The organism is Arthrobacter sp. GW460-12-1-14-TSB2 (assembly GCF_059423525.1).
This window is the reverse complement of the sequence record NZ_JBWKYC010000004.1, coordinates 206,246-221,284: the sequence shown is the minus strand read 5'-3', so window position 1 is coordinate 221,284 and position 15,039 is coordinate 206,246. Positions and strand designations below refer to the sequence as shown.

Here is a 15,039-nt window from a genome sequence, read left to right as displayed (position 1 = left end):
CGGAACAGCGAAACGTGCCGTAGTGGGTGCGGTGGTGGGTGCCCTGGAGGGTGCCGCCAATAGTGTCAGTGCTGTAAGGCATGATGGAGGAATGCAGGGAAAGGAGCCCGCCGGCGGCGCATTAGGTGAGACACCATCCGCGCGGACCATGGACAGGTTCAGCGAGTCCACCAGGGAGTGGTTCCTCGGCGCTTTTTCGGCACCGACGCCTGCACAAATCGGCGCCTGGCAGGCCATCTCGTCCGGTTCGCATGCGCTGGTGGTCGCCCCGACAGGATCCGGCAAAACCCTCGCGGCATTCCTCTGGGCGCTCGACCGCCTCCAGTCATCCGCTCCCGCCGAGCCGGAAGCCCTGCCGGGTCTCGACCCGGCGGCCAAAGGCAGGAAGCCGAAGGCGCCCAAGCGTAAAACACGCGTCCTGTACATTTCGCCGCTGAAGGCGCTTGGCGTCGACGTCGAACGCAACCTCCGCGCGCCGCTCATTGGGATCACCCAGACCGCCAAGAGGCTGGGCCTGCCAGCCCCGCTGATCACCGTGGGCGTTCGTTCGGGAGATACGACGACGGCGGACCGCCGCGCGCTGCTCAGCCACCCGCCGGACATCCTCATCACCACCCCGGAATCACTGTTCCTGATGCTCACGTCCAGGGCCCGGGAAACACTGGCCGAGGTGGACACCATCATCGTGGATGAGGTCCACGCCGTTGCCGGCACCAAGCGCGGCGCGCACCTGGCCGTCTCGCTGGAACGCCTGGACGCACTTCTGCCCAAGCCCGCGCAGCGGATCGGCCTTTCGGCCACTGTGGAGCCCCGCGAACTCGTGGCCCAGTTCCTGGCCGGTTCCGCACCGGTGGAAATCGTGGCACCGCCGTCGAAGAAGAACTGGGACCTGACGGTTTCCGTGCCGGTGGAGGACATGTCCGATCTGCAGGGGGCCGCCGGCGCCTTTGATTCCGGGCCCGCTTCCGGGCTGCAGCCGCCGGCATCCATCTGGCCACATGTTGAGGAAAAGATCGTGGACCTGGTGATGGCCAACCAGTCCACTATCGTGTTCGCCAACTCGCGCCGTCTGGCTGAACGGCTGACGGCACGCCTCAACGAGATCTATGCCGAACGCCAGCTGGTGGCGGCGGGCGGCTGGGGAGAATTCGGCGCCGGGGCACCGGATTTCGAAGCGGTGCCAGCCGGCGGGCCGGCGGGTGGACCCGGCCGAGCGCCAGCTGATGGACCGGCCGGAGTGCCGGCAGCGGGGGCCGGCACGCCGACGTCCACGGCAACCCCCGCGCACATGATGGCGCAGGCAGGCAGCACCGCGGGCGCCGACCCTGTCCTGGCCCGGGCGCACCACGGCTCCGTCTCCAAGGACCAGCGTGCGCTGATCGAAGACGACCTCAAGTCGGGCCGGCTGCGGTGCGTTGTTGCCACGTCCTCCCTTGAGCTTGGAATCGACATGGGCGCCGTGGACCTGGTGGTCCAGGTGGAGTCGCCGCCGTCCGTGGCCAGCGGGCTGCAGCGGGTGGGCCGCGCAGGTCACCAGGTGGGTGAAGTCTCGCAGGGCGTCCTGTTCCCCAAGCACCGCGCCGACCTCGTGCACACCGCCATCACCGTGGAACGCATGCTGGGCGGCAAGATCGAACGGCTCAGCGTTCCCGCCAACCCGCTGGACATCCTGGCGCAGCAGACAGTGGCCGCCACCGCGCTGGGCTCCATCGACGTGGAGGAATGGTTCTCCACTGTCCGCCGCTCGGCCCCGTTCGCGTCCCTCCCCCGCTCGGCGTTCGAGGCCACCCTGGACCTGCTGGCCGGCCGCTACCCGTCCGACGAATTCGCCGAGCTCAGGCCGAGGATCATCTGGGACCGCAATGCCGGCACCATCGAAGGCCGGCCAGGGGCGCAGCGGCTGGCCGTGACATCCGGCGGCACCATTCCGGACCGCGGATTGTTCGGCGTCTACATCATCGGCACCGAGGTGGAAGGCTCCTCGTCGCCGTCCAGCGAGGGCAAAGCTGCCAGCCCGGGTGCATCCGCCGCCAAGGGCGGACGGCGCGTGGGCGAACTCGACGAGGAAATGGTCTACGAATCCCGGGTGGGGGATATCTTTGCCCTGGGCGCCACCAGCTGGAAGATCGAGGACATCACGCACGACCGCGTCCTTGTTTCCCCGGCCTTCGGCCAGCCGGGCAAGCTCCCCTTCTGGAAGGGCGATTCGCTGGGCCGGCCGGTTGACCTGGGCCGCGCCCTCGGCGCGTTCGTCCGCGAACTGTCCGCGTCCGACGTCGGCCCCGCCACCGAGCGCTGCAAAGCCAGCGGCCTGGACGACTTCGCCGCCAACAACCTGATCCAGTACCTCGCCGAACAGAAGCTCGCCACCGAAGTGGTCCCCAGCGACACCACGCTGGTGGTGGAGCGGTTCCATGACGAGCTGGGCGACTGGCGGGTGGTGCTGCACAGCCCGTTCGGCATGCCTGTACACGCGCCCTGGGCCCTCGCCGTTGGCCAGCGGCTGCACCAGCGCTACGGGATGGACGGCTCCGCCATGGCCGCGGACGACGGCATTGTGCTGCGGGTGCCCATGATGGAGGACGAGCCGCCGGGCGCCGAGCTGTTCCTCTTCGAACCCGACGAGCTGGAGCAGATCGTCACAGCGGAAGTGGGCGGCAGCGCCCTCTTTGCCTCGCGCTTCCGCGAGTGCGCTGCCCGGGCGCTGCTGCTGCCCCGGCAGAACCCCGGGAAGCGGCAGCCCCTGTGGCAGCAGCGCCAGCGGTCCGCGCAGTTGCTGGACGTGGCCCGGAAGTATCCGACGTTCCCGATCGTGCTGGAAACCGTGCGCGAATGCCTGCAGGACGTCTACGATCTCCCGGCACTGAAGGACATCGCGGCGTCCATTGAGCGGCGCGAACTGCGGATCCTCCAGACCACCACCCAGCAGCCCTCCCCGTTCGCGAAGTCCCTGCTGTTCGGCTACGTGGCCCAGTTCCTTTACGAGGGCGATTCGCCCCTTGCGGAGCGCCGGGCTGCCGCGCTGGCCCTGGATTCAACCCTGCTCAACGAGCTCCTGGGCCGGGTGGAGCTGCGCGAACTGCTGGACGCCAAGGTCATCGAAGCCACCGAGCGTGAACTGCAGCGGCTGGCCCCGGACCGCCGGGTGCGGGGCATGGAGGGAGTCGCGGACCTGTTGCGCCTCCTTGGACCGCTGACGCCCGACGAAGTGGCGGCGCGGCTGGAACCGGCGGCTGGGCCTGCCCCGGTGACTGAGCCCGCCGCGCTCTCGGTGGGTGAGCCTGCCCCGGCGGTTGAGCCCGCCCCGGTGGCGGACGCCGTCGCCCACCTCACCGCCCTGCAGCGGGCCAACCGCGCACTCAGGGTGAACATCGGCGGCGTCGAACGCTTTGCGGCCGTGGAGGACGCCGCCCGCCTGCGGGACGCCATCGGTGTGCCCCTGCCCATGGGGGTGCCTCTGGCGTTCATCGAGCCCGTGGCCGATCCCCTGGGCGACCTCGTCTCCCGCTACGCCCGCACCCACGGGCCGTTCACTGCAGCGGAAGCGGCGGCCCGGCTGGGACTCGGCGTCGCCGTCGTCAGCACCGCGCTCAAGCGGCTCGCCGCGGACGGCCGCGCGGTGGAGGGCGAGTTCCGGCCGCATGCCCCGCAGCCGGAACACCAGCCCGCACCCGCCCTCGAAACCGAAGTACCGGGTGATGCTGCGGCCCCGGCTGCGCCGGTCGCTTCGGTCACGACGCTGGCCGGCACCAGTGAATGGTGCGATGCCGAGGTGCTGCGGAAACTGCGCCGCCGCTCGCTGGCCGCGCTGCGGGCCGAAGTGGAGCCGGTGGACGGCGCCGCCTACGGACGGTTCCTCCCTGCCTGGCAAAACGTCCGGATCCCCGGACGCGGCAGGGGTCAGTCCGCCCTGCGGGGTCTGGACGGCATCATTACCGCCGTCGACCAGCTCTCCGGCGTGCCGGTTCCGGCCTCCGCGTGGGAACCGCTTGTCCTCGCCGGCCGCATCAGTGACTACCAGCCCGCCATGCTGGATGAACTGATGGCCGCCGGAGAAGTCCTCTGGTCCGGCGCCGGTGCGCTGCCCGGCAATGACGGCTGGGTGAGCCTGCACCTCGCGGACTCGGCCGAACTCACCCTCAACCCTTCACCGGACTACGAGCCCGGGGACGCGCAGCAACGGCTGCTGGAGCACCTGCAGAACAACGGTGGCGGCTATTTCTTCCGCCAGCTGAAGGACATTGCCGGCGGTATGGACTCCGTGCTCAGCGACCAGGATGTGGTGGCAGCCCTCTGGGACCTCGCGTGGGCAGGCCGCATCACCGGCGATACCTTCGCTCCGGTCCGAGCCATGATCGCCGGTGGCCACACAGCGCACCGGCAGGTAGCCCGGGCCCCGCGGGCTCGCGCACCGCGCATGAGCAGGCTGGGACGCGCCCACGGCACGGGCCTCATGGGATCTGCCGGGCTGACCGGCGGACGCTATGGGTCCGTGACCGGCGCCGCTCCCACCCCGCCGCTGGCGGCCGGACGGTGGTCGGCCCTCCCGCCGCCGGAACTGGACCCCACCATCCACGCCCGCGCCACGGCCGAACTGCTGCTGGACCGGTACGGCGTCGTGACGCGCGGTTCCGTCATGGCGGAGAACATTCTGGGTGGATTCGGCCTGATGTACAAAGTCCTCGCCAGGCTGGAAGAGTCCGGGCGCTGCCGCCGGGGCTACTTCATTGAACACCTCGGCGCCGCCCAGTTTGCGGTTCCTGCCACGGTGGACCGGCTGCGGTCGTACTCGGAGGACTCGCAGCTGGCGAAGCCGGAGCCCGTTGCCCTGGCGCTTGCCGCGACGGACCCCGCCAACCCCTACGGCGCCGCCCTGCCGTGGCCCGCGCTCAACGTCGAAGCCGGCAGCGGCCATCGCCCGGGTCGGAAGGCCGGGGCCCTGGTGGTGATGGTCGACGGCGCGTTGGCGCTTTACGTGGAACGCGGCGGCAAGACGCTGCTCGCCTTCGACGACGACCCGGAGGTTCTGGCCGCCGCCGCGGCTGCCCTGGTCGGGGTAGTCCGGAGCGGTGCCGTGGATAAGCTCATCATGGAGAAGGTCAACGGCCACGGCATCCTGGACACGCCCGTGGCCGCAGCCCTGACCCACGCCGGCGCATATTCCACCCCGAAAGGACTGAGAATCCGTGCCTGAAGGCGACTCCGTCTGGCGGGCGGCCGCGCAGCTTCACGCTGCCCTGGCCGGACACCAGCTCACTGCCTCCGATTTCCGTGTGCCCCGGTTCGCCACCCTGAAGCTGGCAGGCTGGACTGTGGACGAGGTGGTGCCCCGCGGCAAGCACCTCCTCATGCGCCTTCGGAGTCCCGCTGACGAACGCCTGACCATCCATTCGCACCTGAAGATGGAAGGCGCGTGGCAGGTCTACCCGCCCGGCGGACGCTGGCGGAAACCGGGGTTCACTGCCCGGTGCGTGCTCCGCACAGCCACCGCGGACGCCGTCGGGTTTTCCCTCGGCATCCTGGAAGTGGTCCGTACGGCTGACGAGGACTCCGTCGTCGGACACCTCGGGCCGGACCTGCTCGGGCCGGACTGGGACATGGAGGAGGCTGCACGGCGGCTGCGCGCGGCGCCGGACGTTCCCATCGGCGTGGCCCTGCTGGACCAGCGCAACCTCGCCGGCATCGGCAACATCTACCGCTGCGAGGCCTGTTTCCTGTCCGGCATCCACCCCGCCGCTCCGGTCTCCGACGTCACCGACCTGCCCGCCATGATGGCAACCGCCAAACAGTTGCTGGAAGCCAACCTCGGACCGGGCCGGCGCACCACAGTCCTTAACCCGCGCGGAATGCCGGTGGGCCGGATGGCCGGCCGGCCTGGATACTGGGTATACCGCCGTGAGCACCAGCCGTGCCTGAAATGCGGTACGCCCATCCGCCACGGTGTGCTCGCCACACAGGCCGGCACCGAAGAGCGGGACATCTATTGGTGCCCGAGTTGCCAGCCGCCGCCGGCAGGAACCGGCTGATCCGGGCCTGACCCGGGCGGCAGCGGGCGGGAAGCCTCCGGCACCGTAAACCGCGGCAAAAGCAACTGCACCAAAGGACCGATGGCCAATGCGTAGACCACCGTGCCCACTCCGACGGATCCGCCCAGCAACCAGCCGGTTGCGAGGACAACGATTTCGATGCCCGTCCGGGACGTCCGCACCGACCACCCGGTCCGCCGCGCCAGGCCGGTCATGAGGCCGTCGCGGGCGCCGGGGCCGAAGCGTGCGCCAATGTAGCAGGCCGACGCGATCCCGTTGAGCAGGACCGCCCCCGCCAGCATGCCGATCTGGCCGCCCAGATGTGAGAACTCCGGAATCAGCGCCAGCCCCACATCAGCAAAGACCCCCACCAGCACGGCGTTGCACAAGGTGCCGAACCCGGGCCACTGGCGGAGCGGAATCCACAGGAGCAGGACGAGGAAGCTCACAATGACCACCACCGCCCCAATAGAGAGGCCCGTCTTTCCTGCAAGACCCTGGTGGAAAACATCCCAGGGGTCCAGGCCCAGGCCGGCGCGGATGAACATGGCCAGCGAGATGCCGTACATGGCCAGGCCGGTGAACAGTTGGAGGAGTCTGCGTGTCATCATGACGTCCATCCTCCGTCAGAACTGGCCTTGCAATCCATATCCAGTTTGAGATACTGGCTACATGTCCGGCTCCCTGAACCCCACTGCCTTGATGCGCCTCCTGGGCGGATGGAACCGCGGCGCCGCCCCGGCATACCGCGAGCTGGCCGACGTCGTACGCCTCCTGGTTCTGGATGGGCGCGTCCCCTTGGATATGGCACTGCCCAGCGAGCGCGCCCTGGCCGAAACGCTGGGAGTGAGCCGGACCACGGTGACGGCCGCCTATGCGAGCCTCCGCGAGCAGGGATTCCTGAGCAGCCGCCAGGGCAGCCGCGGCCGGACCTGCATCCCCCGCCAGATGCCCGCAGGCGCAGGCGGTCCGGGAGCAACCGAGCTGATCAGCCCCAACGCCCTGGCCGGCGCGCCGGGACTGGCAGCCCCGCCGGGCCTGCTCGATCTCGCGTATGCGTCCCTGCCGGCCAGCGGCGAAGTGGTGCACCGCGCCTTTGCCGCCGCACTGACGGAACTGCCGGCCCTGCTGCCGGGTTTTGGCTATGACGCGATTGGCATTGCCCCACTCCGCGAGGCGATCGCTGCCCGATACATGGAGGCCGGCGTCCCCACTACGGCGGACCAGATCCTGGTGACGTCGGGCGCTCAGCACGCCTTGAACATCGTGCTTCGCACCCTGGCCGGCCGGCAGGACAAAGTGCTGGTGGACCACCCCACGTACCCGCACGCACTGGATGCCATCCGGGCCAGCGGCTGCAGGCCCGTGCCGGTCGCCCTCCCCCACGGCCGCGGCTGGGACGTGTCCGGCATGGAGGCCGCCATGATGCAGCAGCGCCCCAAGATGGCATACGTGGTGCCAGACTTCCACAACCCGACGGGCCGGCTGATGTCCGATCCCCAGCGCCGCCGCCTGGTCCGGGCCGCAGCCGCTGCGGGAACGGTGCTGGTGGTGGACGAGACACTGCGCGAACTGAACCTCGACGCCGTGGACACGGCCCCGCTGGCGGCCTTCAGTCCGGAAGTGGTCACCATCGGCTCCCTGAGCAAGTCGCATTGGGCGGGGTTGCGGGCCGGCTGGATACGGGCCGGAAGTTCGCTGATCCGGCGCTTCGCCGCAGCCCGTACCACCATGGACCTGGGCGGACCTGTGGTGGAACAGCTGGCCGCGGCTCACCTGGTCCGGTCCCTCGACGAACCGCTTCCGGCCCGGCTGGCAGACCTTCGCGAGAACCGGACCGCGCTGCTGGACCTGATCGGCGGCATCCTCCCCGACTGGCAGCCGGAACGGCCCGACGGCGGGCTGAGCGTGTGGTGCAGGCTCCCGGCGCCGATCAGCACGGCACTGACGGTCATCGGCCCGGATTTCGGCGTGAGGCTGGCGGCCGGACCCCGTTTCGGCGTTGGCGGGGCTTTCGAGCACTACCTGCGCCTCCCCTTCACTCTTTCGCCCGGGCAATTGGAGACGTCGGTGCGGGCGCTCCGCTCGGCCCAGGAGAAGCTCGGCGCCGCACCGCAGCTCCGGCGCAGCCTCCGGCACACCCCCGCCGTCGCCATCGCCTGAGCAGGCATTCATTGATGACGCGCAAAAATGCCTGACGCGCCGGTATTCCGGTAGCGCCAGGCACTTTGCGTATCGTCAGGTATTTTGCGCGTCGCGTCTTGCGGGTCGACGGGCCGCCTACGCGTAGACCTTCCCGAGGTAGTCGCCCCAGGCCTTCGCCGTGGCTTCGGAATCCCCGCCGCTGCTGAAGTCATGGACGGTCATGCCCACCGGTGCGCCGAAGGCGTTGCGGCCGAAGAAGCGGTACATCGTGTCCGCGGAGCGCAGGCCCAGGAAATTCTCGTTGGCGAAGTCCACTTGCCCCGTCAGCCGCCCGACGCCGTCGAGCTCCACATCAAAGGTGTCCCCTTGCGAGGCTGCATCCACGCCCAGCGCCTTCTTCAGCTGCACGAAGCCGTCCTGGACCTGCGAGGCCGCGGGACCCTGGATGTCCGTGAACACCACGGGCCGGCCGTCGAAGTATTCCAGGTACTGGCCCAGGGTGTGGAGGTAGAACTCGGTGTGCTTGCTGGCGCCGTCGTACTGCTCGTCCCAGTTGTCGGCGAAGATGCCGCTGTGCACGTAATGCAGCCTGGCCCGGCCGCCGTCGAGCGGTTCCAGGACGTGCTCCAGCTGGTTGAACCAGCCGTCCGGTCCGTCCATGCGCGACACCAGGTGCTGCGGATACTCCTCCACGGTTTTCACGGCCGGCCACTGGTCCGTGGGGAACATCCAGCAGGGCGTCCCGTTGGTGACGGCTTCCCAGACGCGCTCCGGGGTGCCGGGCAGCTCGGTGTCGTAAACAATCTCGAATTTCCGGTTGTCAGTCATTGTCCTGCTCCTGTTCCTTTTCCCCGGACGGGGTGGTTTGTTTTGGTTCTTTGAGTGCCGGGTGAAGCGCGACGACGATCCGGTGCTTCCGCCCGCCCGTCCCGCCGCCGTCGTGGTACTTGTCCACGAGCCGGGTAACCGCGACGCCGAGTTCTTCGGCGAACGCGGCCCGGTCCGCGGCGGTGCGGAAGGTGATTTCGCCGTCGATGGCGAACGTGGCGAGTTTCTGCCGTGCGGCCGCGGCCCCGGCAATCAGCTTCCCCACTTCCTGGACCATGCGCCCGGCGAGCGCCAGGAGCCAGAAGGCGGAGAACCGGTCCGCGAAACGGTGCGGATCCGGCGCCACGGAGGCCAGGGCCGCCGGCGAAATGAGATAGGAAGCGGCCGTGGCCTGAAGCACGCGCTCGGTGACGTTGCCCTTGCGGCGCTCCTCCACCAGCTCCACCAGGCCGTGCCGCTCCAGCGCCTTGAGATGGTAGTTCACCTTCTGCCGCGGCAGCCCTACTTTCGCGGCGAGCTGGGTGGCCGAGCCGGGCTCCGCAAGCTCCTGGAGGATGCGGGTCCGGATGGGGTCCAGTGAGGCTTCCGCCGCCGCCGGGTCCTCGATCACTTCGATGTCCAACATGGTTTAAGTATCGCCACCGACAATTTTATTTGTCAAGAACTTTTTTACCGTCGGTGCCGAGTTCGCCGGAACCGTGCGGGGTCGCCGGAATTTTCCGGCGATCCGGGCATGGTTCCGGCGAATTCGGCGCGCGGGGCCGGGCCGCGCGGGGCTGAGGCGCGCGGGGCCGAGAGGCGCGGGGCCGAGAGGCGCGAGAGGCCGAGCCGCGCGGGGGCAGAGCTGCCGGGCCGAGGGACACCGGGCGCCACCCCGGTAGAATGGACCGGTGATGCAATCCCCCCTCCCCGTGCGCGACGGCGTGAACGCGACCCGCCTGCGCCTCCCGGACGAGGGGCCGTGGGACACCGCAATGGACTACATGATGCACCGCTGGGGCCACATCGACCCGCAGGGCATCGAGGACCGGTTCGACGCCGGCGAGATTGTGGGCGAAGGCGGCATCCCCCTGGACAGGCGGACCAGGCTCGAGGACCACACCTTCATCTGGTACTACCGCACCCTCCCGCCGGAGACCCGCCTGCCCGTGGAGTTGAACATCCTGCACCAGGACGACCACATCCTGGTAGTGGACAAGCCTCATTTCCTGCCGACCACCCCGGGCGGCACTTACATCCAGGAGTCGGCCCTAGTGCGGCTCCGGAACCAGCTGAACCTCCCGGACCTGATCCCCATGCACCGTTTGGACCGGATGACGGCCGGCATCCTCCTGCTCTCCACCAACCCGGAGACCCGCGGCAGGTACCAGGTGCTGTTCGAGAAGCGCCAGGTCCAGAAGGAGTACGAGTGCGTGTCCGCCGCGGAACCGGCAGCGGGACATCCCGCCGTCGAGTTCCCCGTGGTGGTGCGGAACCGCATGACCAAGTCCCGCAGCTACCTGCTCGCCGAAGTCGTCGACGGCGAACCGAATGCGGAAACCCGGATCGACGTGATGAAAACGTACGACGCCGGCACTTCACCAGGTGCCCCGGAACGGCGGGCGCTGTACCGGCTTGAGCCGCACTCGGGAAAGACCCATCAGCTCAGGGTGCACATGGCGTCCCTCGGGTTGGGGATCGTGAACGATGCCTTCTACCCCGAACTGCTGGACAAGGCGCCGGACGACTACACCCGGCCGCTCCAGCTCCTGGCCCGCGGGATCCGTTTTGTCGACCCCATCACCCAGCAGCCGGTGGAGTACCGCAGCAGGCTCCAGCTCAGCGAAGCTCCTGCGTAGCCCCGGCCTGAGACTGGCGTAAGTAAGACATCACTGGCCCGCCCGAGGCGCAAAAATGAGGTACCTTGTGCCCATGGACCTCGCCAACGCTGACACCTGGGGCGCCGCGATCTATTTCTGGATCATCCCCATCGTCCTTGGCGACGCCATCTTCCCGCCGGTGCCCTCCGAAATGGTGGTGATCACGGGCGGAGCGTTGTCCGCCGAGGGCCGCGCCAACTTTCTGCTGGTGGGATTCCTTGCCGCACTGGCGTCGTGGATCGGCGACGTTGTGGTGTTCCAGCTGTTCAAGCGCCGCCTGAGCCATGTCCTGGACCGGTGGCGGTGGGGCCGTAAATTCCACCGCGGCATCCACGCGGCCATCGCCAAGGCGGGCCGGTCCACCACATACGGGGCCATCATCGGCGTGCGGTTCATTCCGGGCGGCCGGCTGGCGACGTCGGCCGCTGCCGGCATCGCCGACGTCACCACCCGCGCGTTCAGCTTCTGCGCCGCCGTGGGCGGAGTTCTCTGGGGCACCTGGCTCACGGGGCTCGGCTACTTCACGGGCTCCGCCACCAAGCTGCCGTTCTGGGCGAGCTCGCTGATCGGCGTCGCCGTCGGACTGGTGATCGGCGCGGTGGTGGGCATGATTGTCACCCGCCGCCGCGGCAGCCGGTCCCCGGTGGACGAGCCGGCCGACGACCCAAGCCCGGACGCAGCGCCTTCGGGCTAAACGGGAAACCAGGTCAGACGGGAGCCCAACGGCCGCGGCTGCGGCGGAGCACAAGAAGTGCACCGGTCACCGCAACGCGTTCGACGGCGTCGCGCATCATCGCTGCCGACTCCCGCGCCTGGTTGTTCTCCCCGGTGTACTCGGTTGCCTCCACCAGGAAGCGGAGGTTCAGTTCCGGCACTCCGCCGGCGATCTGCAACTGGTTGGACTCCACGTGGTGCCTTGTTCCGAGGGCTTCGACGGCGGCGGCCATCACGGCCTCGGGAGCGTTGCCAGGCTTCAGCCCGGTGATCTTAAGTCTTGTCTGGAACGAAGGCATGGAATCCACCCTAGCGTCAGCGCGAACGGGCAGATAACGCCCGCAGATCCTCGTCCGCAGGGCCTTATCTGCCCGTTCGCGCTAACCGTCCCGGGCATCGGACGAGTGGGACTATCCGGTGTTGCGGAGGCCGGCTGCTACGCCGTTGACGGTGATGAGCATGGCCCGCTGGAGGCGCTCATCGATCTCGGCCCCGGACATGCTTTCGCCCTCGGAACCTTCGGCCCGGATGCGGCGCATCAGTTCCACCTGAAGGTAGCTGATGGGATCCAGGTACTGGTCGCGGATCTCCAAGGAACGCTTAAGGGTTGGCTGAGCGTCGAGGAGCACGTGCTCGCCGGTGAGGTTCTGGATCTCCGTGACGGTGAGTTCGTATTCGTCCCGGATGGCCCGGAACAGGTGGTGCAGCTCTTTCGGGACCAGCGTGGAAACGTAGTAGCCGGCAATGTCCATGTCCGTCTTTGCCAGCGTCATTTCCACGTTGGACAGCACCGAGCGGAAAAAGTGCCAGCGCTCCATCATTTCCACAAGCTGATCCGTGTTGCCGGCTTCGCGGGCGGCCTTCAGACCGGAACCGACGCCGAACCAGCCCGGCACAATCTGCCGCGACTGGGTCCAGCCGAAGACCCACGGGATGGCGCGCAGCCCGCCCAGTCCTGCGCCCGAGTCCGGCCGCTTGGACGGACGCGAGCCGATGTTCAGGGAGCCGAGCTGTTCCACCGGGGTGGAGGCCATGAAGTAGGCCGGCAGATCCGGATCGTCAATGAGCGAGCGGTACCGGGCGAAGGCGGCATCGGAGATGGTCTCCATGACGTGGCCGTAGCGCTCGCGCTGGTCCTCGGAGGTGCGCGGGGTGCGGTGCAGTGCGGAACCCTGCATCACGGCAGCGAGCGAAAGCTCCAGGTTTTCGCGTGACAGCTCGGGCAGCGAGTACTTGTCCGAGATGACTTCGCCCTGCTCGGTGAACTTGATTTCACCTTCGAGGACACCGTTCGGCTGGGCCATGATCGCGTCGTAGGTGGGTCCGCCGCCGCGGCCCACGGAACCGCCGCGGCCGTGGAAGAGGCGCACCCGGACGCCGTGCTTGGCCGCGACGTCGCGCAGCTTCCGCTGGGTCTTGTGGATCTCCCACTGGCTGGTCATCACGCCGGATTCCTTGTTCGAGTCCGAGTAGCCAAGCATGATTTCCTGCACGTCGCCGCGCAGCCGGACGAGTTCCCGGTAGGACGGATCGGACAGCAGCTGGTCCACGATCTCCGCCGAAGCCCGCAGCTCCTCCACCGTTTCCAGCAGCGGCGCGAACCCGATCTTGGCGTACGGCGCCTCACCGAAGAGGCTGACCAGTCCTGCTTCGCGGGCCAGCACCGCAGCGGCCAGGACGTCGTCGGCCCCGCGGGTCATCGAAATGATGTACGTCTCGATGACGTCCGGGCCGTAGGTCTTCAGGGCGCGGCGGATCTCACGAAAGACGTCGTACGTGCCGTCAGCGACGCCGTCGAGCTTAATCGGGTGGCCGGACAGCGGACGGCGGGAGCCCAGTTCCGCCCCCAGCACTTCCAGGCGCTCGGCGCGGCTGAGTTCGGAGTACCGCACACCGGGGCCGCCAAGGCGGTCCATGAGCTGTCCGACGGCGTCATGGTGGTGGTCGGCGTGCTCGCGGATGTCCAGGGTGGCGAGGTGCAGCCCGAAGGAGGCGATGGCGCGGCGCACCCGTGCGAGGGCACCGTCGGCAGCCAGTCCGGCGTGGTGGTTGCGGAGCGAGTCCTCCAGCAGTCCAAGCTCGGCGAGGACGCCCGCGGTTGAGGTGTAGTCCCGGCCCGGCTCGTGTGAGGAGCCGGCCGCGACGCGCTTGGCCGTGTTGAGCAGCTTGGCCTTGATGCAGGTGAGCTTGAGCCGGTAGGGCTCCTGGGCGTTGAGTTCCAGCACCCGGCGGTCCAGGCCCGGCAGGTTTTTGAGGTCAGTGTCGATCGAGTCCAGCAGTTCCTGGTCCGCCCCGGCCAGTGCCGTGGAGTTGGACAGGATGGCGATGAGCTCGTCGATCATCGCGATGCTGATGCGGACAGCGTGCTGGTTCTGGATCTGGAGGATCTCGCGGGTGACAGCGGCGGTGACGTTGGGGTTGCCGTCGCGGTCGCCGCCGATCCAGGAGCCGAAGCGGAGGGGCGCCTTCTGCGACGGCAGCGTGACTCCGTGTTCGGCCAGCAGTTCGGAGAGGTCCGAGAGCATCTCCGGCATGGCGTCGGTGAGGATGCTGTTGAGGTAGTAGATGGCGTTGCGGGCCTCATCCACCGGGGTGGGCCGGACCTGGCGGAGCTCGTCCGTCTGCCACATCTGGTCGATCACTTCGGCGAGCTGACGGTCCTGGCGGCGGCGGGCCGAAGTGCCTTCCTCGGTGGAAACTGCCAGGACGTCGGAAAGCCGGCGGATCTTGTCCAGAACGGAGCGGCGGGACGCCTCGGTGGGGTGGGCCGTGAAGATGGGACGGACATCCAGTTCATTGACCACTTCCTGGAGCACTGCAGGTCCGGCCTGGCCGGAAATCTCTTCCACGGCCTTCGCCAGCCAGCCGTCCTTTTCCTGCCGGGTCCGCAGTCCGCGGACCCGGTGGACCTGTTCGGCGGCGTTGGCCAGGTGGAAGTAGAACGCAAAAGCGCGGACCAGGTCGGTGGCCTGGTCAATCGGCAGGGAGCCGAGAAGTTCGCGGACCTGGGCGACGACGTCGTGCGAGCTCCAGGGGCCGGTGGCATCCGCGCCGCCGCGGGCGGCTTCCTTGGATTCCTTGGTCAGGAGGCGGACCTGCTCCACGAGGTCGAGGAGCTCGGGCCCGTGCTGGCGGACCAGCGATTCGCCCAGCAGGGTGGAGACGCGACGGACGTCCGCCCGGAGTTCGGACGCAAGATCGCTGCTGGCATCGGGGCCCGCCGTGTCAGCGCCTGCTGCGAGATGGGAGCCTGGATTTACTGCAGTGTCAGCCATGGAAACTATCTTTCGAGGGTTCGGACTTGGCTCGTACACTGCGCTGGATACTGTGAGCCGGGTTACGTGTTCCTATGGGATGTTACCCGGCACTGTTGCGGCGTGGGAATTCGTCTCAGATAGTGTTCGTGCCCTTGACGTCCGCGGCGGCCCCTGCTTTATTAGGCGCCGCCGCGGGGGGGGGGGGGGGCG

At 68.5% G+C, this 15,039-nt stretch carries 10 protein-coding genes; 5 read left to right on the top strand and 5 right to left on the bottom strand.

The window, feature by feature from the left end:
* Positions 1 to 91: 91 nt before the first annotated feature.
* Both AC07YR_RS08310 and AC07YR_RS08305 read left to right on the top strand, forming a co-directional pair.
* Positions 92 to 5,194 (top strand): DNA glycosylase AlkZ-like family protein, encoded by a 5,103-nt coding sequence (locus tag AC07YR_RS08310; RefSeq protein ID WP_494733676.1) that lies wholly within the window; start codon positions 92 to 94, stop codon positions 5,192 to 5,194.
* Positions 5,187 to 6,026, top strand: coding sequence for an Fpg/Nei family DNA glycosylase (locus tag AC07YR_RS08305; protein ID WP_494733675.1), 840 nt, complete (start codon positions 5,187 to 5,189; stop codon positions 6,024 to 6,026). The genes AC07YR_RS08310 and AC07YR_RS08305 overlap by 8 nt, the downstream gene beginning before the upstream one ends.
* Here AC07YR_RS08305 and yczE read toward each other — a convergent pair.
* Positions 5,981 to 6,637, bottom strand: a complete 657-nt coding sequence (yczE, locus tag AC07YR_RS08300) for a membrane protein YczE (RefSeq protein ID WP_494733674.1) — start codon at positions 6,635 to 6,637, stop codon at positions 5,981 to 5,983. The two genes, AC07YR_RS08305 and yczE, sit on opposite strands and share 46 nt — an antisense overlap.
* A gap of 61 nt (positions 6,638 to 6,698) precedes the next feature.
* Between yczE and yczR the strand changes: the two genes are divergently transcribed.
* A complete protein-coding gene (yczR, locus tag AC07YR_RS08295) occupies positions 6,699 to 8,189 on the top strand; it encodes a MocR-like transcription factor YczR (RefSeq protein WP_494733673.1) in 1,491 nt (496 codons plus the stop codon).
* Positions 8,190 to 8,306: 117 nt separating this feature from the next.
* Here the strand turns inward: yczR and AC07YR_RS08290 are convergent, their stop codons facing one another.
* On the bottom strand, positions 8,307 to 8,999 hold the full coding sequence (locus tag AC07YR_RS08290) for an SRPBCC family protein (protein WP_494733672.1): 693 nt from the start codon (positions 8,997 to 8,999) through the stop codon (positions 8,307 to 8,309).
* On the bottom strand, positions 8,992 to 9,624 hold the full coding sequence (locus tag AC07YR_RS08285) for a winged helix-turn-helix domain-containing protein (RefSeq protein WP_055800845.1): 633 nt from the start codon (positions 9,622 to 9,624) through the stop codon (positions 8,992 to 8,994). Before AC07YR_RS08285 ends, AC07YR_RS08290 begins: the two co-directional genes overlap by 8 nt.
* 268 nt (positions 9,625 to 9,892) lie before the next feature.
* Here AC07YR_RS08285 and AC07YR_RS08280 point away from each other — a divergent pair, with 268 nt between their 5' ends.
* Both AC07YR_RS08280 and AC07YR_RS08275 read left to right on the top strand, forming a co-directional pair.
* Complete coding sequence (locus AC07YR_RS08280; RefSeq protein WP_494733722.1) at positions 9,893 to 10,837, top strand: RluA family pseudouridine synthase; 945 nt, start codon at positions 9,893 to 9,895, stop codon at positions 10,835 to 10,837.
* Between the two features lie 55 nt (positions 10,838 to 10,892).
* Positions 10,893 to 11,552, top strand: a complete 660-nt coding sequence (locus AC07YR_RS08275) for a DedA family protein (RefSeq protein WP_235505759.1) — start codon at positions 10,893 to 10,895, stop codon at positions 11,550 to 11,552.
* A gap of 13 nt (positions 11,553 to 11,565) precedes the next feature.
* On the opposite strand, the gene AC07YR_RS08270 is transcribed toward AC07YR_RS08275, so the two are convergent.
* A complete protein-coding gene (locus AC07YR_RS08270) occupies positions 11,566 to 11,871 on the bottom strand; it encodes a hypothetical protein (protein WP_055800854.1) in 306 nt (101 codons plus the stop codon).
* Positions 11,872 to 11,982: 111 nt separating this feature from the next.
* Positions 11,983 to 14,847, bottom strand: coding sequence for a phosphoenolpyruvate carboxylase (gene ppc, locus AC07YR_RS08265; protein ID WP_494733671.1), 2,865 nt, complete (start codon positions 14,845 to 14,847; stop codon positions 11,983 to 11,985).
* Between the last annotated feature and the right edge of the window lie 192 nt (positions 14,848 to 15,039).